The 18,014-nt window shown below is 67.9% G+C and carries 16 protein-coding genes; 6 read left to right on the top strand and 10 right to left on the bottom strand.

Annotation, left to right across the window (positions count from 1 at the left end; genetic code table 11):
- Positions 1-82: 82 nt before the first annotated feature.
- Genes V8683_RS01855 through hpnI form a run of 5 tightly spaced genes read right to left on the bottom strand, consistent with a single transcriptional unit; the run spans position 83 to position 4,856 of the window.
- Positions 83-1,141, bottom strand: coding sequence for a lysylphosphatidylglycerol synthase domain-containing protein (locus tag V8683_RS01855; RefSeq protein WP_411189140.1), 1,059 nt, complete (start codon positions 1,139-1,141; stop codon positions 83-85).
- Positions 1,138-2,046, bottom strand: coding sequence for a hopanoid biosynthesis-associated protein HpnK (gene hpnK / locus V8683_RS01850; RefSeq protein ID WP_411189139.1), 909 nt, complete (start codon positions 2,044-2,046; stop codon positions 1,138-1,140). Before hpnK ends, V8683_RS01855 begins: the two co-directional genes overlap by 4 nt.
- Positions 2,046-3,467: a hopanoid biosynthesis associated radical SAM protein HpnJ gene (hpnJ, locus tag V8683_RS01845; RefSeq protein ID WP_411189138.1), complete on the bottom strand. Its 1,422-nt coding sequence runs from the start codon at positions 3,465-3,467 to the stop codon at positions 2,046-2,048. The genes hpnK and hpnJ overlap by 1 nt, the downstream gene beginning before the upstream one ends.
- Entirely contained in the window at positions 3,464-3,595 is a 132-nt protein-coding gene (locus V8683_RS01840) for a hypothetical protein (RefSeq protein ID WP_411189137.1), read from the bottom strand. Before V8683_RS01840 ends, hpnJ begins: the two co-directional genes overlap by 4 nt.
- Positions 3,585-4,856 (bottom strand): bacteriohopanetetrol glucosamine biosynthesis glycosyltransferase HpnI, encoded by a 1,272-nt coding sequence (hpnI, locus tag V8683_RS01835; protein ID WP_411189136.1) that lies wholly within the window; start codon positions 4,854-4,856, stop codon positions 3,585-3,587. The genes V8683_RS01840 and hpnI overlap by 11 nt, the downstream gene beginning before the upstream one ends.
- 664 nt (positions 4,857-5,520) lie before the next feature.
- Here hpnI and V8683_RS01830 point away from each other — a divergent pair.
- Positions 5,521-6,516: an LLM class flavin-dependent oxidoreductase gene (locus V8683_RS01830; protein WP_411189135.1), complete on the top strand. Its 996-nt coding sequence runs from the start codon at positions 5,521-5,523 to the stop codon at positions 6,514-6,516.
- 39 nt (positions 6,517-6,555) lie between these two features.
- Here V8683_RS01830 and V8683_RS01825 read toward each other — a convergent pair whose 3' ends face one another.
- Positions 6,556-7,590 (bottom strand): alpha/beta fold hydrolase, encoded by a 1,035-nt coding sequence (locus tag V8683_RS01825; protein WP_411189134.1) that lies wholly within the window; start codon positions 7,588-7,590, stop codon positions 6,556-6,558.
- A gap of 328 nt (positions 7,591-7,918) precedes the next feature.
- Between V8683_RS01825 and glgC the strand changes: the two genes are divergently transcribed.
- From glgC to V8683_RS01800, 5 genes are all read left to right on the top strand, one after another.
- On the top strand, positions 7,919-9,184 hold the full coding sequence (gene glgC, locus V8683_RS01820; RefSeq protein WP_411189133.1) for a glucose-1-phosphate adenylyltransferase: 1,266 nt from the start codon (positions 7,919-7,921) through the stop codon (positions 9,182-9,184).
- A 25-nt stretch (positions 9,185-9,209) separates the two neighbouring features.
- Entirely contained in the window at positions 9,210-10,682 is a 1,473-nt protein-coding gene (gene glgA / locus V8683_RS01815; RefSeq protein ID WP_411189132.1) for a glycogen synthase GlgA, read from the top strand.
- A 209-nt stretch (positions 10,683-10,891) separates the two neighbouring features.
- A complete protein-coding gene (gene pdxY, locus V8683_RS01810) occupies positions 10,892-11,755 on the top strand; it encodes a pyridoxal kinase PdxY (protein WP_411189131.1) in 864 nt (287 codons plus the stop codon).
- 78 nt (positions 11,756-11,833) lie between these two features.
- Positions 11,834-12,295 carry a hypothetical protein gene (locus V8683_RS01805; protein ID WP_411189130.1) on the top strand — a complete coding sequence of 154 codons (462 nt, stop codon included), beginning with the start codon at positions 11,834-11,836 and terminating at the stop codon, positions 12,293-12,295.
- 64 nt (positions 12,296-12,359) lie between these two features.
- Positions 12,360-13,559 carry a branched-chain amino acid ABC transporter substrate-binding protein gene (locus V8683_RS01800; protein ID WP_411189129.1) on the top strand — a complete coding sequence of 400 codons (1,200 nt, stop codon included), beginning with the start codon at positions 12,360-12,362 and terminating at the stop codon, positions 13,557-13,559.
- On the opposite strand, the gene V8683_RS01795 is transcribed toward V8683_RS01800, so the two are convergent.
- The 4 genes from V8683_RS01795 to V8683_RS01780 form a co-directional block, all read right to left on the bottom strand.
- Complete coding sequence (locus V8683_RS01795; protein WP_411189128.1) at positions 13,556-15,535, bottom strand: DUF3857 domain-containing transglutaminase family protein; 1,980 nt, start codon at positions 15,533-15,535, stop codon at positions 13,556-13,558. The two genes, V8683_RS01800 and V8683_RS01795, sit on opposite strands and share 4 nt — an antisense overlap.
- A 68-nt stretch (positions 15,536-15,603) precedes the next feature.
- On the bottom strand, positions 15,604-16,281 hold the full coding sequence (locus V8683_RS01790; RefSeq protein ID WP_411189127.1) for a hypothetical protein: 678 nt from the start codon (positions 16,279-16,281) through the stop codon (positions 15,604-15,606).
- A 277-nt stretch (positions 16,282-16,558) separates the two neighbouring features.
- Entirely contained in the window at positions 16,559-17,254 is a 696-nt protein-coding gene (gene hutC, locus V8683_RS01785) for a histidine utilization repressor (RefSeq protein ID WP_411189126.1), read from the bottom strand.
- Between the two features lie 68 nt (positions 17,255-17,322).
- Positions 17,323-18,014: aromatic amino acid lyase (locus tag V8683_RS01780; protein ID WP_462880603.1), on the bottom strand; the 692-nt coding region annotated here is incomplete at its 5' end.

Here is an 18,014-nt window from a genome sequence, read left to right as displayed (position 1 = left end):
GGGATAACGAACGGTCCGCAGGCGCACCGGAGAAAGGCGCGCCTTGTCGGAGGATTTCGCCAATGTACCCTCAATGTACCCTTTAGCGAACCTCTTCGTGCTGCCCGGAACGAACCGTGCCACGCGCCGTGACGTCGTTCGCCTGCTCGAACACTGCGCCACGGCCAGGAAAGCGGCGCGTGCGCACGATCTCCGCGCCCTGCCAGGAAAGCAGCGCAAGGCAGCCAAACACCACTTCGCGCATCCGCTTGACGAGCGCGAGCGAAAACGCCACATCGGGGCCCACGCCGAAGAGTTGCGCGAGCAGCACCACGGCGGCCTCCTGGATACCGAGCCCCGCCGGCACCATGAAGGCCGCGTGGCGCACGGCCTGGGTCAGCGCTTCGATAGCGAGCGCCCCCTCGACCGACACCGGAAAACCCAGAAGCCGCAGCGCCCACCAGGTCTCGAAGGCGCCCAGCATATAGCCGGCCAACTGCCAGCTAAAAGTGCGGAACATCAGGCCCGTGCGAGACATCAGCGCGTCCAGATCGCGGTCGAGCTGCTGGCCGTCGATGCCGATCACGAGCGGATGCCCGGCGCCGAACATGCGGGCGGCCCAGCGCTCGATCTTGTGGAACACGCCGCCGCGCCGCAGCATGAGGACGGCGATCACGGGGAACGGCATCGTGAGCACGAGCGCAAGGCCGATCGTGGTGATGGTGTGGAGCGACCCGCCGTTGCCGGTTGCGGCGACGATCAGCACGAGGCCGAGCGCCGAGAACGCGTACTGCACGGCGATAGTGATGAGTACTTCCACGATCACCGAGGCGGTAACGAAGCTGCCGTCGCGCATGCGCCAGCGCGCCAGCCGTATGCCGACGACCTCGCCACCCACGCCCATCACGGGCAGGAGGCGACTGACGGCCTCGCGCACGGTGGCAATCCACCAGAGGAAACCGAGCGGCAGACGCTTGCCGAGCAGCAAACGCCACGCGTGTGCATCGAGCAAAAGCGGCAGCGCGTGAAACGGTACGAGCCAGAGCAGCGCCGGACCCGCTACGCCGACGGCATGCACGATGTCGTGCGCGCCGTCGTGGATCGCGAGCGCGATCAGAACCGCGATGCCGACGGGCAGGCCCAGCCACTGAAGCCACTTCATGACGGCTGCGGCTCCCGCGCGAGCGCGTGGGCGCCGGCCTGCGCCTCGCCGCCGTAGAACACATCCGTAAAACCGCCATGACGCACGCGGGCCGCCGCGAGCGCCTGCGCAACGCGCGGCGACATCAAGGCCGCCAGTTCGTCGGCGTGGCGATAGGTCTGCATGGAAGGCGTAATGGCGCCCTCGCCCGTTTCAGCCGCGATGGCCGGATGGCAGTAGATTTCGCCCACGCCCGCTTCGGGCAGGTTCGCGATGGCGTCGAGCAGCACCGCCTCGTCCATCGCGCCCGTCTTCGCGATGCCCACCACGAAGTCGTTGTGCGCAATGCCCGCGCGCGCGAGGCGGGCGCGCACGAGCGCGAGCCAGGGCTTGAGCGCGAGGGGCGCGCCGGCCTCCAGCGGCAGGCGCACGGCACGCAGGCCAAACTCGCGGCCGATCGAAAGGATCAGCGAGAGCACGGTGGGATGCAGATGGAAGTGCTTGTGCGTGTTCACGTGATCGAGCGCGAGCCCGGTCGCCGCGAACGCTTCGAACTGCGCGCGAATCTCCTTCGCGAGTTGCGCACGCACGTGCGGCAGGAAGAAAAAGCGCACGCCGTCCAGCGCCATGTTCTGGCCGAAGCGCCCTTCCCGATCGACGAGTGCGGGAATCTGCGTGCGCGGCAGCATCGCCGCTCCGTCGGCCAGCACCAGATGCAGCCCCACGCGCAAGGATGGCAGGCGCCGCGCGCACGCCACGGCGCCGGCGGCCGCGGGCGCGGCCACCATCAGGCTCGCGGCATCGAGCACCCCCTCGCGATGCGCACGCTCGACCGCGACATTGACCCGCTCGTGCAGGCCAAAGTCGTCGGCGGTGAAGATGAGCGCGCGCCGGTCTTGCCCACTGTGGCGGGGCGGCCGGTCCATCATGCCTCGTGGGCGCGCAGGAAGCGGAAGAACTCCACGCCTTCGCGCAGGCGGCGCTTCATCATGTCCCAGCTCGTGAGCATTTCGCGCACGATTTCCCAGATCTTCGACGGGCGGAAATAGAACTGGCGATAGAACTGTTCGAGATGGTGATAGATCTCGTCGCGCGACAGATGCGCATAGCCGATCGCCGCGAGCTGCACGCCTTCCTTGCTCACGAGATTGATGGTCTTGTTCTCTTCCATCCAGCCGTTCTCGACAGCCTGCTTGTAGAGCGTCGTGCCCGGATAGGGCGCGGCGAGCGAGACCTGGATCGTGTGCGGATTGATTTCCTTCGCGTACTCGATCGTCTTCTTGATGGTCTCTTGCGTTTCGCCCGGCAGGCCCAGGATGAAGGTGCCGTGGATCTTGATGCCGAGCTTCTTGCAGTCCGCGCTGAAGCGGCGCGCGAAGTCCGTGCGCACGCCCTTCTTGATGTTCACGAGAATCTGGTCGTCGCCCGACTCGAAACCCACGAGCAGCAGGCGCAGGCCGTTTTCCTTCATGACCTTGAGCGTCTTGTACGGCACGTTGGCCTTGGCGTTGCACGACCACGTCATGCCGAGCTTGCCCAGACCGATCGCGATGGCTTCGGCGCGCGGCAGGTCGTCGGTGAAGGTGTCGTCGTCGAACATCAGTTCCTTGACTTCCGGCATGTTGTCGCGAATCCACTTCGCTTCCGCAAGCACGTTCTCGACCGAACGCGTGCGGTAGCGGTGGCCGCTGACCGTCTGCGGCCACAGGCAGAACGTGCAGCGCGACTTGCAACCGCGACCCGTGTAGATCGAGACGTACGGGAAGTTCAGGTAGCCGATGAAGTAGTTGTCGATCTTCAGGTCGCGCTTGTAGATGGGCGCCACGAACGGCAGTTCGTCCATGTTCTCGAGGATCGGACGCGCTTCGTTGTGCTCGATCGAGCCGTCCTTCGCGCGCCAGCTCAAACCCTTGATCTCGGGGAACGGCTTGCCTTCGGCGATTTCCTTGCACGTGTAGTCGAATTCCTCGCGGCAAACGAAATCGATCGCCTCGCTCGCGGTGAGCGAGTTGTGCGGATCGACCATCACCTTGGCCCCCACCATGCCGACGAGCAGCGACGGCTTGCGCTTCTTCAGGTCCTCGGCGAAGAGCGCGTCGGTCGGGAACGACGGCGTGCTCGTGTGGATGATGATGAGGTCGTAGTCGTCGGCGATCTTGAGCGTTGCTTCGACGGAGAGGCCGTCGGCGGGCGCATCCAGCACGCGGCTGTCGGGCACGAGTGCCGCGGGCTGCGCAAGCCACGTCGGATACCAGAACGAGCGGATCTCGCGCTTTGCCTGGTAGCGCGAACCGGCGCCACCGTCGAAGCCGTCATAGGACGGGGCCTGCAGAAACAGCGTTTTCATGAGATGAGTGCTCCGGCAACCCGGGTTGTATCGGGCAAAAAAGTAATGAACATGAACAAATCGTCGCGCGCGCCGCCCTCGCGGCCCGCGCCATCAATCTCGAACCCAGTCTCGAACTCAGCGGCCATCGGACACCTCCACGGCCGGCCGGCGCGCCGAGGCGCCCACGCCTGGCTCGCCCGCCTCGGGATTGGCCACCGGCACGCGCACGCCGCGCCAGACGACGTGCGAGCCGAATGCCGCCGCAAGCCACTGCAGCGCGAGCAGCCCGTCGCGCAAGGGCACGAGCGGTAAATCGCGCCAGAACACGCGCCAACTGGCGCTGCCCCGCGCATGCAACAGCGCACGCGCGATGATACCGCCTGCGGTGCTCGCGCCGAGCACCGCCAGTATGGCCGCGGAACTGCTGCTGCCCGCGAGCCCCGCGCCGATCGGCAGGCCACCCAAGGCAAGCAGCGCGCACAACACGCCGCCCAGCAGGAGCCACGGCGACGTGAAAGTGATGAGGAGCGAGGCGAAACCCGCCGGATTGACCGAGCGGATCGTGCGCAGCCAGCGCGTTTCGCGCAGCCAGAGCGCACCGAAAGTGGGCTCGACGACGTCGGTTTCGACCACGACCGGCGCGAGCACCGTGGCGAGCCCGTGGTCGCGCGCGTAGCGGGCAAGCATGTAGTCGTCGGCGAGGCAGTCCTTGAGCGCCGCGAAGCCGCCAATGCGCTCGAGCGTGGCGCGCGAGAGCGCGAGCGTCGCGCCGAAACCGAACGCGCGCGAGCCCGTGGTGTGCGCGACGCGCACCGAGGGTGCGAACCACTCGTTGATGAAGAGCGCGCCCACACGCGGCCAGAAGCCGCCGACGCTGCGTGCATGGTAAAGGCAGGTCACGACGCCGACTTTCGGATCGGCGAGCGGCGCCGTGACGATATCCAGATAGTCGGGCTCGACGGCGATGTCGCTGTCCGCGACGATCAGCGCGTCGTAACGCGAGCGCGCCGCAAGGTTCATCAGGTTGCTGACCTTGAGATTGCTGCCGTAGACGCGCGCGTCGATCACGAGTTCGATGTCGCAATGCGGATACGCCGCCTGCAGGCGCTGCACGACGGCGATGGCCGGATCGGCGGGCGACGAGACGCCGAACAGCAGTTGAAAGCGCGGATGACGCTGCTCGCAGAAGGTGGCGAGGTTTTCGTACAGACGGGGTTCGGCGCCGCACAGCGGCTTGAGCACGCTCACGCCGGAAGGCCGGCGCGCGCGCGCGCGCCGCGCCGCCTCGCGCACGAGCGAGGCCGAACCAAGACGCGGCATGGTCAGCGCCGCGCAGACCGCGTAAAACGCGACCACGCAGCACAGCGCGACGACGAACCAGGAGGCCAGCGGGAGCGACGTCGTCATGCCCTCACCTCCGGCGAGGCGCCGCGCCGCGCACGCAACTGCCGGCACGACTGCCGGGCGCCGGCGCCGATCCCTGCGACGGCCTGCCCGGCCGGATCGCCTCGTAACATTTGCACAACCATGAAGTTCGGAAAAATGGCAACCGCGCATCGTAACTGCAGCGCAGATTCCTCGCCAGAAGATCAACCCTGAATGCCACGCGACATGATGCGGCACAAAACCCGGCTGCATCATTTTCGACAATAACTGACGCTCATTCGGTTTCACTGCACAACCGCCTGAACGCGTAAAATTGTAACAGTTCGTTCCTGAAACTGCTTGAACCGAACTGCAACACTGCTTTTCGCCCTCTCCGACAATGCGGGAACCGTCATTATTTCAGGCATTTAGCGGCTTGCCTTCACGATTTACGTTTCGAAATACCCGGTAAGCAAAACGCAATCGCAATTTAATGAAAGCGAATTAAAGGTTTATGTCAGCATTTAGCAGATTAAAAGAATGCATATCGCAATGCATCCCGGTTCCGCCGCTCCGCAAAGGCTTGCCGGCATAGCCCCACGGCCGCCAGGGATTCGGGTTCGCCGCCAGCAGAAAGCCGCGCGCATGGGCACAATGGCCCCACCTTGCACCCGGCTTGCAGCCCATCCGCCCCCTCCAACGCGCCATGATCCCTTTCTCGGTTCTCGATCTTTCCCCCGTTCCGGCCGGTTCCGACGCCGGCGTCGCCCTGCGCAACACGCTCGACCTCGCCCGCCACGCGGAACGCCTCGGCTACCGCCGCTACTGGCTCGCCGAGCATCACAACATGACGGGCATCGCCAGCGCGGCGACCTCGGTCGTGATCGGTCACGTGGCGGGCGGCACGCGAACGATCCGCGTGGGCTCGGGCGGGATCATGCTGCCCAATCACGCGCCGCTCGTGATCGCCGAACAGTTCGGCACGCTGGAATCGTTGTATCCGGGCCGCATCGACCTCGGGCTCGGCCGCGCGCCGGGCACCGACCAGACGACGGCCCGCGCGCTGCGGCGCGACCTTCAGTCGAGCGCCGATGCGTTCCCCGACGACGTCGCCGAGCTGCAGCGCTACTTCGCCGCGCCGGTGGAGGGTCAGCGCGTGCGCGCGGTGCCCGGGGCGGGGCTGAATGTGCCGCTCTACATCCTCGGATCGAGCCTGTTCGGCGCGCAGATGGCGGCGGCCATGGGCCTGCCGTTCGCCTTCGCCTCGCATTTCGCCCCCGATCACCTGCTCACCGCGCTCCGGGTCTACCGCTCGCAGTTCCGTCCCTCGGCCCAATTGGCGCGGCCGCACGCGATCGTGGGCGTCAATGTCTTCGCCGCCGATACCGACGACGAAGCCCGCTTTCTCTTCACGTCGCTCAAGCAGCAGTTCGTGAACCTGCGGCGCGGCACGCCGGGGCAGTTGCCGCCGCCCGTGACGAAGATCCAGGCCACCGAATTCGAACTCGCGGGCGTCGCGCACGCGCTCGCCTGTTCGGCGGTGGGCTCGCCCGAGACCGTGCGAGCCCAGCTCGCCTCGGTCATCGAGCAGACCGCCGCGGACGAGCTCATCGTCACGGCGCAGATGTACGATCACGCGGCGCGGCTGCGCTCGTTCGAGATCGCCGCCGAAGTGCGCGAGGCGCTCTCGGCAGCGCAGTAAGCGCCCGGGGGCGTGCAGCCGCCTCCCCCGGCACGACGTTCAGTGCTGCTCGGGCAACGCGGCGAGCCCTTCGAGCAAGGCCGCATGGAAAGCCTGCGGGTCCTGCATCTGCGGCGCATGGCCCAGATCCGGAAACTCGACCAGCGTGGCATGCGGTATCGCCCGCTGCGCCGCCTTCGCCAGCGCCGGATAGTGGCCGATCTTCGCGCGCACCTCGGGCGGCGCGACGTCCTTGCCGATGGCCGTCGTGTCCTTGTCGCCGATGAGAAGCAGCGTGGGCATGCGCAACTGGCCGAACTCGTAGACCACCGGCTGCGTGTAGATCATGTCGTAGAGCAGCGCCGAATCCCACGCCACCTGCGCCTTGCCCGGACCGCGGTACATGCCCGCCAGCATCTGCACCCAGGGCTCGTACGCGGGGCGCCACTGTCCCGCGTAGTACGTGGCCTGTTCGTAGCGGCGGATGCCTTCGGCGGTAGTCTTCAGCTCGCGGCCGTACCAGTCGTCGACGGAGAGCGCGGGCACGCCCAGCGCCTTCCAGTCTTCGAGGCCGATCGGGTTCACGAGCACGAGCTGCTCGGTCTCCTGCGGGTACATCAGCGCGTAGCGCACCGCCAGCATGCCGCCCGTCGAATGGCCGATGATCGTCGCCCGCCCGACGCCGAGCGAAGCGAGCAACGCATGCGTATTGCGTGCGAGCTGCTGGAAGCTGAACTGGTAGGCGACGGGCTTGCTCGACTTGCAGAAACCGATCTGGTCGGGCGCGATCACGCGGTAGCCGGCGGCCGCGAGCTCGCCGATCGTCTGCTCCCACGTCGCGCCGCAAAAGTTCTTGCCATGCAGCAGCACGACCGTGCGGCCGTTGGGCGTGGCCGGATGCACGTCCATGTAGGCCATGTGCAACGCCTGGCCCTGCGACGTGAACGCGAAGTCCTGCACCGTATACGGGTAGGCAAAGCCCTGCAGCTCCGGCCCGAAGGCCGGCTCGTCGCCGGCCCGCGCGGTTTGGCATAGCGCGGCGGCGCAGCAGGCGATGGCGAAGAGGGAAAGCTTGCGGGTGAGGGTCAAGATCATGAGCGAGGGAGGCAGTCGGTCTTCGAATCGGTCAACACGGCGCGGGCAGGCCAGCACGCCAGCACGCCAGCACGCCAGCACGCCAGCCGCCGATTCTAGCCGCGATGCGGCACGCTCGCCGCCACGCTGCCCCTCCTCCGCACGGCCCATTTGCTGCACCCGCGCACGCGCGGCGATTCGCACCACATTCGCACTGCGCGCGATTCGGTGCTAGAACAGTCTATGCAGGCGAACGAGAACGCCGGCCGCGCAAGCAGTCACAAACCTCATAAACCATGCGCCGGGCCGGCCCTTTCGGGGGGCAAAACAAAGAGACATGGAGACATTCATGGAAACTCCGGCAACCCTCAACGATCTGCAGCGCACCACGCTTGCCATCGTGCTCGCGGGCGGGCGCGGTACGCGGCTCGGCCCGCTCACGAACAAGCGCGTCAAACCGGCCGTCCACTTCGGCGGCAAATACCGCATCATCGACTTCGCCCTCTCCAACTGCCTGAATTCGGGCATACGGCGCATCGCCGTCGTCACTCAGTACAAGGCGCACTCGCTGTTGCGCCATCTGCAGCGCGGCTGGGGTTTCCTGCGCGGCGAGTTCAACGAGTTCCTCGACCTGTGGCCCGCGCAGCAGCGCGTGGAAGGCGCGCACTGGTACCGCGGCACGGCCGACGCCGTCTACCAGAACCTCGACATCATCCGCTCGATCTCGCCGAAGTACGTGGTCGTGCTGGCCGGCGACCACATCTACAAGATGGACTACACGCGCATGGTGGCCGACCACGCGGCAAGCGGCGCCGAGTGCACGGTAGGCTGCATCGAGGTGCCCCGGCTCGACGCGCGCGCGTTCGGCGTGATGGCCGTGGACGAGTCGCGCCGCGTGATCGGCTTCGTCGAGAAACCCGACGATCCGCCCGCCATGCCGGGGCACCCCGACGTCGCCCTCGCCAGCATGGGCATCTATGTGTTCGACACGGCCTACCTCATCAAGCTGCTCGAAGAAAATATCGCCATGTCCGCGACCGACCACGACTTCGGCAAGGACATCATTCCGCGCGTGGTCACGGAAGGGCTCGCGGTCGCCCATCCGTTCAGCCTCTCGTGCGTCACCTCGGACCCGTCCGCCGAGCCCTACTGGCGCGACGTGGGCACGATCGACGCCTACTGGGCCGCCAATCTCGACCTCGCCTCGACCATCCCCGCGCTCGACCTCTACGACCGCAACTGGCCCATCTGGACCTACCAGGAGCAGTTGCCGCCCGCCAAGTTCGTGCGCGACCTCAACGGCCTGCAGGGCTCCGGCACGAATCTCATCGTCTGCGGCGGCAGCGTCATCTCGGGATCGCAGCTTTCGCGCTCGGTGCTCTCCTCGAATGTCGTCGTGAAGTCTTTCTGCAACATTGCCGAGGCAGTCTTGTTGCCGCAGGTCACGGTGGGCACGAGCTGCCGCCTGCGCAAGGTCGTGGTGGACCGCGGCTGCGAGATCCCCGACGGCACCGTGATCGGCGAAGACCCGGTGCGCGACGGCGAGCGCTTCTACCGGACCGAAAACGGCGTCGTGCTCGTCACGCGCGAGGCGCTGGAGCGCGTGCACGGCTGACCAACACCCTGAGGTTCCCCGAGCGATGACCATCCGCGTCCTGCATGTAGCCAGCGAACTCTATCCGCTCCTGAAGACGGGCGGCCTCGCCGACGTGACGGCCGCGCTGCCGGCTGCGCTGATCGAGCAAGGCGCCGATGCGCGCCTCCTCCTGCCAGGCTTCGTGCCGGTCGCGGCGGGCCTCGCCGATCTGCGGCCCGTCGCGCGCCTTGGCCGCACCTTCGGCGCCCGCGAAGCGACACTGGAACTGGGACGCCTGCCGGAGAACGGCCTGCCCGTCTACATGATCCGCGCCGACGACTTCTACTCACGGCCCGGCAACCCGTATCTGGACGGCGAACACGTTCCCTGGGGCGACAACGCCCAGCGTTTCGCGCTGCTCGGCTGGGCGGCCGCGCAGCTCGCGCAGCACGCCGATCCGGACTGGGCGCCGCGTGTCGTGCAGGCGCACGACTGGCATGCGGGCCTCGCGCCGGCCTACCTGCGGGCGGCGGCGCTCGCGCGCGGCCTTGCGCCCGAGGCGGCGCCGGCGCGCTCGGTGTTCACGATTCACAACCTCGCCTATCAAGGCATCTTTCCCGCGCAGCAGTTCGCCAGCCTCGGCCTGCCGGCGGACTTCTTCGACATGCATGGCGTGGAGTTCTACGGCCAGCTCTCGTTCCTGAAGGCGGGGCTCTACTACGCCGACAAGATCACGACCGTGAGCCCCACCTATGCGCGCGAGATCCAGACCGTCGCCCAGGGCGGCGGACTCGAAGCACTCCTGCGCGGCCGGGCGCACGACCTTGTCGGCATCCTCAACGGGGTGGACTATGCCGTCTGGAATCCCGCCAGCGATGCTGCGATCGCGGCACGCTACTCGGCCACGCGCATGAGCGGCAAGCTGCGCTGCAAGGCGGAGCTGCAGGTGCGCATGAAGCTCGCGCAGAAGCACGACGCACCCGTGTTCGGCGTGGTGAGCCGCCTGACCGAGCAAAAAGGCCTCGACCTGCTGCTCGCCGCCCTGCCCGAGATCGTCTCGCGCGGCGGCCAGATCGTGGTGCTCGGCACCGGCGACGCGAGTCTGGAACAAGGCTATACGCGCGCGGCGCGCCAGCACCCCGATGCCGTCGCCGTCGAGCTCGGCTTCGACGAGACGCTCGCGCACGCGATCGTCGCGGGCGCCGACGTGATGGCCGTGCCGTCGCGCTTCGAGCCCTGCGGGCTCACCCAGCTCTACGCGCTCGCCTACGGCGCACTGCCGCTCGTGCATCGCGTGGGCGGCCTCGCGGACACGGTCGTGGACGCCTCGCTCGAAAACCTCGCCGACGGCCTCGCAACCGGCTTCGTGTTCGAGCGCTTCGAGCCCGACGCGCTGGCGGCCGCGATCCGCCGCGCCTTCGCGCTCTATGCGCGAAGCCGCGACTGGCGCGAGACGCGCCGCCGCGGCATGGAGCAGGACTTCGGCTGGGCCGCCTCCGCACAGCGCTACATGGCGCTCTATCGCGAGCTGGCCTGACGGGCCCGCACGCCCCGCAGACTGGCGATTTCGCGCAACACCGCCTACGCGCGGTGATCGACCGGGGGAACCGAATTCGGTTATCGTTGCTGCAGCGCCCTCACGGGCACGTGCGAGCACGCGGAGGCGCGCCCCATGCCCCTGCCCCATGCCCCGCCCCGTATCCCGCCGGACCCAGCCCGACGCCATAAGAAACCGCGGATCGATCCATGAAAAACGTCTTGAGCATCCAGTCCCACGTCGTGTTCGGCCACGCCGGCAACAGCGCGGCCGTGTTCCCGATGCGGCGGCTCGGCGTGAATGTCTGGCCGCTCGACACCGTGCAGTTCTCCAATCACACGCAGTACGGCCACTGGACCGGCAGCGCCATCGCCCCCGGGCAGATGGTCGAACTCGTGGAGGGCATGGGCGCGATCGGCGTGCTGCCGCGCTGCGACGCCGTGCTCTCGGGCTACCTCGGCACGCCGGAGCAGGCCGAGGCCGTGATCGATATCGTGCGCGTCGTGAAAGCCGCCAATCCGCATGCGCGCTACTTCTGCGACCCGGTGATGGGCACGGCCAACGGCTGCCGCGTGGAGCCCGGCATCGAAGAGTTTCTTGTCAAGCACATGCCCGGGGTGGCCGACGCGATGATGCCGAACCACGGCGAGCTGCAGCGGCTTGTGGGCCGCGAGATCGAAACCGTCGAGGAAGCCGTCGCGGCGTGCCGCCAGTTGCTGCGCCGCGGCCCGAAGGTGATCCTCGTCAAGCATCTGCTGGACCGCAACAGCCCCGCCGACCGCTTCAACATGCTCGTCGTGACCGAGCGCGAAGCATGGGTCGCGCAGCGCCCGCTCTACCCGTTCGCGCGCCAGCCCGTGGGCGTGGGCGACGTGACGAGCGCCGTGTTCGTCGCGCGGCAGATGCTGGGCGACACCCTGCGCCCCGCTTTCGAGCACACGCTCGCGGCCGTGAACGCCGTCGTGAAGGCGACGTGGGACGCCGGCCGCTACGAGCTGGAGATCGTCGCCGCGCAGGACCAGATTGCGCGGCCGCGCGAATGGTTCGACGCCTGGGCGGCGGATGCCCCCTGAAATGCCCCGAAAGGACGTCCGGCGCAGCCTATAATGCGGGCCGCGCACGTTGCGCAGATTGATTGAAGAGAATGGCCGATGTCCCATCCGATCCGCAGCGAACAGGAAGAGTATTTCGAACAGCTTTGTCTGGCCGTCGACGCCGGCGAAACGCACGAACAGGAAGCGATCGAGTACTTCGAAACGCAGAGCCACGAGAGCGACTTCGACGCCGCCCAATGGCTCGACATCGCGCTCTATCACGCGCCCGAGGTGGCGCGCGGCATCATCGATTTCGTGGACGAAGAAGACCGCGCCCGCAGCGACATCGCGCAGACGATCGCCGACAACCTCGACATCGCCTATGGCGAGGACGAGTGCGAGCGGTTTGAAGAAACGCTGCGCTTCGCGCTCGCCAACGGCGTGGCGGTCGATCTCGACGTGGTGCTCGACGGCTGCAATCGCGCGCTCGACGACCTCGAAGACTGGGCCGACGCAGCAACGAAGGCGCCGCTCATGCAACTGCGCGAAACGCTGCTGGAGATGCAGGGCGGCCATTGAGCGCCGCGCGGCGTTCGGCCTGCCTGTGCGGGCACACCGCGCCTTCGCGGCGCAAGGAGTCACGATGAGACCGCTGGCCCCGCCGACTCTCGCCGCTACCCTGCTCGCGGCCGTGGTCGCCGGCCTGGTATCGACCGCGGTATCCGTCGCGGTAGGGATCACGGCCCCCGGCGCGATATCCAACGCCCTCGCGGCTACGCCGCTCACCGTACGCATCGGCTTCGTCGCGCCACTGACAGGCGACGATGCGAACTACGGCCACGACCTCGAGAACGGCGTGCAGCTCGCGCTCGACGAGGCGAACGCGCAGGGTATCAAGATCGGCGACCAGACCGCGCACTTCGAACTCGTGCCGCTCGACGACCAGGGCGATCCGCGCCTCGGCATGCAAGCCGCGGCGCAGTTCGTGAACCTGGGCGTTTCGGCCGTGGTCGGCCACTTCAACTCGGGCACGGCGATTCCCGCTTCGCGCATCTACGAGACCGCGGGCATTCCGATGATCGATCCCGCCGCCACCAATCCCACGCTTACCTCGCAGGGCTTTGCGAACGTGTTCATGGTGATCTCGAACGATGCGCAGAACGCGGGCATTGCGGGCGCATGGGCCGTCGACACGATGAAGGTCAAGCGTATCGCCATCATCGACGACCGCAGCGCCTTCGGTCAGGGCGAGGCCGACGTGTTCGAGCGCACCGTGCGCGCGCATGGCGGCAATGTCGTCGCGCGCGAATTCGCGACCAGCAATACCGACGACTTCGCGACGCAGCTCGCAAGGATTCGACGCACCGACGCCGACCTCGTCTACTTCGGCGGCCTCGCGCACCAGGCGGCCGCCATCGTCCGGCAGATGAAAACCCTGGGCATGACGCCGCAGTTCGTGGGCGGCGGCGGCGTGGTCAACTCGGCCTTCATCCAGGACGCGGGCGCCGCGGCCGAAGGCGCGATGTCATGGGAGTACGGCCGGCCGCTCGCGCAGTTACCCGACGGCCCGCGTTTCGCCCAGAAATACCGGAGCCGCTACGGCACCGACGTGCTCGCCTATGCGCCCTTCGGCTACGATGCCGCGTGGGCGGCGATCCATGCCATGGTCCTCGCCAGGTCGGCACAGCCCGACGTGTACCGCAGCGCGCTGAAGATGATCGCCTTCGACGGCGTCACCGGCCATGTCGCCTTCGAGCGCGACGGCTCGCTGCGCAATGGCGCGTCCACGCTTTATCTCGTGAAGAAAGGCGTCTGGGTGCCGGTAACGACCCAGGGCGGTTAGGCCCCCGCCCCGCCGTCCCGCGCGCGCACGACGATCTGCGCATGCGTATCGCGCTCGATGCGCAACAGCGTATCGCGCATCTGCTCGAACTCGGCGACCGAGCACATCTGATGGCCGAAGTGCGCCGAAAGACGGCGCACGACCTGCACCGTGCGCGAACCCGGATCGAACAGGTAATGCGCCGTATAGGCGAGCGGGCCGCCCGTCACGCTCACGTCTTCCGGCACGTCGGTCACGCGCACGGTCGCCGGCAGCACGATCTGCCCCGCTTCGTCGAAATCCCCGCCGACGCAGGCCCAGGGCTGCGTTCTGCGCGGCTGGGCGAGCCAGTAGTCCACCTGGGTGGCGATGCCGCCCGAGAGGCTCGATAGCGCGGGCAGCGCCGTCGTGCCATCGGGCCAGACAACGTGATCGAGGGTGCCCGTGATGGTGGTCGCAAACGGGCCAAACGTCGCGTCGAGCGGTCCGGTCCCGATGCGGGCCGTGCCGGAAAGGCCTGTTGCCCGCAAGCGCTGCGCAGCCAACTGCTGCGCCGTCTGGCGCGTCGAGCGGCGAAACGTGTTGCGCTCGGGCTCCGCCCCCGCGCCTTCGTCCTCGACGTAATAGCGATACCCGGCGTCGCCGTCGCGCCCCACCTCGACGGCGAGCTTCGCGCTGCGCGCGCGCAACTGCGTCGCGGGCGTGCGCACGAGCACGCCGTCGTCCACGAGCAGCGCCGGACGGTCCATCACGCCCGCCGGCAGATAGCCGAACGCGACCCCGCCCGCGGTCGTATCCGCAAAAAGGCCAAGGTCCGGCAACCAGGTAATCACGTGATTGATCGCATCGGCGCCATACCCCGGCACGTCGGGCAGCGAATAGACCGGGCCGAGATTGAGCAGCGCCGCCTCCGAACGTATGCCCGCCGCCGCGAGCAACGCCGTGAAGACCGCGACGTGGTCCTTGCAGTCGCCGTAACGGTTGCGCAGGATGTCCACTACGCGATGCGGCACCGCCTCGGTCTCGCCGAGAAACAGCGCCACGTAGCGGATATTGAAGCGCACCCAGTCGTAGAGGCGCCGCGCCTTCTCGCGTTCGTCGCCCGCGCCCGCCGTCAGCGCAGCGGCCAGCGCCGCGACGGACGGGTCGGTCGCGCTGGGGTCGGCCGCCGCGTCGCGGTAACGCGCGGCGAAGGCCGTGAAGTCCGGCACCGTCGAAACCATCAGGCGATCGCCCCAGTTCACATAGGCGACCGCGCCGGGTTCCAGCGGCGCATAGGCTCCGTGCCGGTAATCGAACGTATAGCGGGTGCGCCCGTTCGACGTGACCGGCGGGAGCGCGACGTAGCCGCGCGCGTCGGCGTAGAGTGGCACGTCGGCCGGCAGGTCGAAGACGAGGCGCTGGAATTCCACGGGCTCGCCCGTCGGCTCGACGAAATACGAGAACGTGCCCGCCTGCAGCGGCCTCGCGCGCCGCTTGCCGAAGACGAGGCGCACGCGCGAGCCCGGCTGCACGCCGGGGAAGATGACCGTGCGCAGCACGCCGTCCTCGAAGGTCGGCGCACCGGCCGAGCGCGACTCCTGCACGTCGCGCATGCCCTCGGGGCCAACCGGATGCGCCGTGCCGTCCGGATCGACGGTTTCGGCCGAAAGCGCGGTAATCGTTTCGATATCCTTATTGAACCAGACGTAGCGCTGCGCCACCTGGTCGACGCCCGCCGTCGTGTTCGCGCGCATCGTCGAGTCGTCCCGCTCGACGACCGAGCCGTCCTTTTGCACGATGAACAAGTGGACGTCGCGCTCGAGCGTGGCGGGCGCGACGTCCGCAGCATCGGCGGCAGGTTCCGCCGACCCGGGCGTGGGAGCGGGCCCGGTGCTGCCCGGCGGCTGGGCATACGCGGCCCCTCCCGCCAGCAGCAGACAGAGCGCAAAGGCCGCGGCGCGCAGGTGCAAGACAACCTCACGGGAACGGTAGCGATGTCTGCCTTTGTAGCACATCGGCAGATCCTCGCCGAACTGCGCGTGGACAGCGTGGACGGCATGGATGGCGTGCGCGCCCAGGACCGCTAGGGCCGGTTGCCTCCCGGATCCTCGCCGAGCCGCACGAGCAAGGCGTAAAGCTTCGTCACGTGACGCAGCAGCAGTTCGCGATGCTTTTCGATCTGTTCGAGACGCCCGGCGAGATCGGCGCGCACGCGCTCGTCGGCCTCGATCACCGCGATCACTTCCTCGATGCGCGCGCGCAGCACGGCCGGCTCGACGGGCGGCGCGCCCAGATAGCGTTCGAGCTTGCGCACGTCCTGCGCGGCCAGATCGCGCATCTTGCGCAGGCCCGCCATGCGTCCGGCCTGCTGCTGGCCGGCGGCCGCGCGCTCGTCGCCCCGCTGCGCCGCCTTCTGGCCGAAGATCGGCTCGGCGCGCAGCACCGGCGGCTTGCGCACGGGATGCGCCGTGCCGCGAAAACGGGCGTGCGGCGTCTCGTTGCCGATAGCCTCGCGGGCGACTTCCGGCACCTCGTCGGCGCCGTGCGGCACGTCCATCCATCCCTCGGGCAAGCCCGTGACGGCTTCGACGCCGCGCACGAACTCGCCGCTGAAATCGCGCTGTCCCGACAGGATCAGCTTCATGTAACTGGCGGAAAACGTCATCATTCGCGCAAGCCGCGTGGCCGCGCCCACTTCACGGGTCAGCAGCGCGAGATTCGCACGCCATATGGGCGTGAGCGTTGCGCCGGTATCTTCCATCGCTCGAATCCTCCCTCTCTCGCACGCGGGCCGTGCGTTCCTTCTCTCGCACGCGAGCCGTGCGCTCCCTCTCTCGCACGCGCGCCGTGCGGCCCGGCGTGACCGGCCGGACCAGTGACTGAAGGTTAGTCGCTCCAGGAGGCCGCGCGCAACCTGCGTGCCCGGGGGGGGCAAAACACGGAAAACGGAGAAAGAGGAAGATGCCACGCTTTATAGGCTGGAAAGCGGGACGGAAAATGCGCAAAGACGGAAAAAACGCCGCGGCGCGACGGCCGGGCTAGAAATGCCCGGTGAACCGGTAGCGGCTGCCGGGATGCCAGAGATCCGCCACCGACGCCACCAGTCCGCGCGACCACGTGCGCCGGTGCAGCACGAGGCAGGGCTCGGACTCGCCCATCGCGAGGCGGGTGCGCGTTTCGCCGTCGGGCACCAGCGCCTCGATGCGGTACTCCACGCGCTGCAGCGGCGCCTCGCGCATGAGGTACTGGTTCGGCGTGATGTGCGTGAAGTCCTGGCCGGCATACTCGGGCGCCGCCGCTGGATTGACCCAGCGCTCCTCCAGTTGCACGGCCACGTCGTTCTCGAAGTGGAGCACGCGCGAGTAGTACAGCCTGTCGTTCATGGCAAGGCCGGTTTCGACCGCGAGCGCCGCGTCGGCGGGCAGCACGCCGATCTCCAGCACCTCGGCGCGATAGCGGTGGCCACGCGCGAGAATTTCGTCCGAGATACTGCGGATGGCCACGAGCGTCGACTCGTATTTCGGCCGTGCGACGAAGGTGCCCGCGCCCTGCACGCGCGTGAGCACCTGCTCGGCAGTCAGCTCGCGCAGCGCGCGGTTCACGGTCATGCGCGCGACCTTGAACTCGCGCGCCAGTTCGTTCTCCGAAGGCACCTGGTCGCCCTCCCTCCACTCGCCCGCATCGATGCGCGTGAGGATGAAGTCCTTGATGCCCTGGTACGCGGGTGCGTTCATCGCTCAGGCACCATGACCCGGCAAGTGCGCGGCGCGTTGCCTCGTCGCCTGCTTCATGGCGGCGACCATCACGCTGCGGCTTCGGACTCGAACGCCAGCGGGCTGTGCGCCGCAATCACGCCGTTCTGCACGAGACGCGTCATGGCCGCGATGTCCGGGGCGAAATAGCGGTCGAGGTCGTAATGCGGCACCTCGCTGCGTACTGTCTGCATCACGTGCGCGAGCGCCGGGCTCGTCTGGTGCGGCGCGCGCAGGTCCACGCCCTGGGCGGCGGCGAGCAACTCGATCGCGAGGATGTTCGCCGTGTTGTCCGCGATGTCGGCAAGCTTGCGCGCGGCGAAGGTCGCCATGGATACGTGGTCCTCCTGGTTCGCCGACGTGGGCAGCGAGTCGACCGAAGCCGGATGCGCGAGCGTCTTGTTTTCCGAGGCGAGCGCGGCCGCCGTCACGTGCGCGATCATGAAGCCCGAGTTCACACCGCCATCCTTCACGAGGAACGGCGGCAGGCCCGAGAGCGTCGCGTCGATCAGCAGTGCGATACGGCGTTCGGCCAGCGCGCCGATTTCAGCGGCGGCAAGCGCCAGGTTGTCGGCGGCGAACGCTACCGGCTCGGCGTGGAAGTTGCCGCCCGAGAGCACTTCGCCGGTGTCCGGGAAGATCAGCGGATTGTCGGAGACGGCGTTCGCTTCCACGAGCAGCACCTGCGCCGCGTGGCGCATCTGGTCGAGGCACGCGCCCATTACCTGCGGCTGGCAGCGCA

This window comes from Paraburkholderia sp. AV2 (assembly GCF_054968425.1).
The sequence above is the reverse complement of the archived record's forward strand: the minus strand, read 5'-3'. Positions and strand labels throughout refer to the sequence as shown.

What these genes read in the sequence shown, in the direction of transcription:
- glgC (WP_411189133.1), top strand. Translation starts at nt 7,919, where the DNA reads ATGGAAACTCCGGCAACCCTCAACGATCTGCAGCGCACCACGCTTGCC.
- V8683_RS01800 (WP_411189129.1), top strand. Translation starts at nt 12,360, where the DNA reads ATGAGACCGCTGGCCCCGCCGACTCTCGCCGCTACCCTGCTCGCGGCC.
- V8683_RS01790 (WP_411189127.1), bottom strand. Translation starts at nt 16,281, where the DNA reads ATGGAAGATACCGGCGCAACGCTCACGCCCATATGGCGTGCGAATCTC.
- pdxY (WP_411189131.1), top strand. Translation starts at nt 10,892, where the DNA reads ATGAAAAACGTCTTGAGCATCCAGTCCCACGTCGTGTTCGGCCACGCC.
- hpnJ (WP_411189138.1), bottom strand. Translation starts at nt 3,467, where the DNA reads ATGAAAACGCTGTTTCTGCAGGCCCCGTCCTATGACGGCTTCGACGGT.
- V8683_RS01825 (WP_411189134.1), bottom strand. Translation starts at nt 7,590, where the DNA reads ATGATCTTGACCCTCACCCGCAAGCTTTCCCTCTTCGCCATCGCCTGC.
- V8683_RS01805 (WP_411189130.1), top strand. Translation starts at nt 11,834, where the DNA reads ATGTCCCATCCGATCCGCAGCGAACAGGAAGAGTATTTCGAACAGCTT.
- V8683_RS01795 (WP_411189128.1), bottom strand. Translation starts at nt 15,535, where the DNA reads ATGTGCTACAAAGGCAGACATCGCTACCGTTCCCGTGAGGTTGTCTTG.
- hpnI (WP_411189136.1), bottom strand. Translation starts at nt 4,856, where the DNA reads ATGACGACGTCGCTCCCGCTGGCCTCCTGGTTCGTCGTCGCGCTGTGC.
- V8683_RS01840 (WP_411189137.1), bottom strand. Translation starts at nt 3,595, where the DNA reads ATGGCCGCTGAGTTCGAGACTGGGTTCGAGATTGATGGCGCGGGCCGC.
- hpnK (WP_411189139.1), bottom strand. Translation starts at nt 2,046, where the DNA reads ATGGACCGGCCGCCCCGCCACAGTGGGCAAGACCGGCGCGCGCTCATC.
- V8683_RS01855 (WP_411189140.1), bottom strand. Translation starts at nt 1,141, where the DNA reads ATGAAGTGGCTTCAGTGGCTGGGCCTGCCCGTCGGCATCGCGGTTCTG.
- glgA (WP_411189132.1), top strand. Translation starts at nt 9,210, where the DNA reads ATGACCATCCGCGTCCTGCATGTAGCCAGCGAACTCTATCCGCTCCTG.
- V8683_RS01830 (WP_411189135.1), top strand. Translation starts at nt 5,521, where the DNA reads ATGATCCCTTTCTCGGTTCTCGATCTTTCCCCCGTTCCGGCCGGTTCC.
- hutC (WP_411189126.1), bottom strand. Translation starts at nt 17,254, where the DNA reads ATGAACGCACCCGCGTACCAGGGCATCAAGGACTTCATCCTCACGCGC.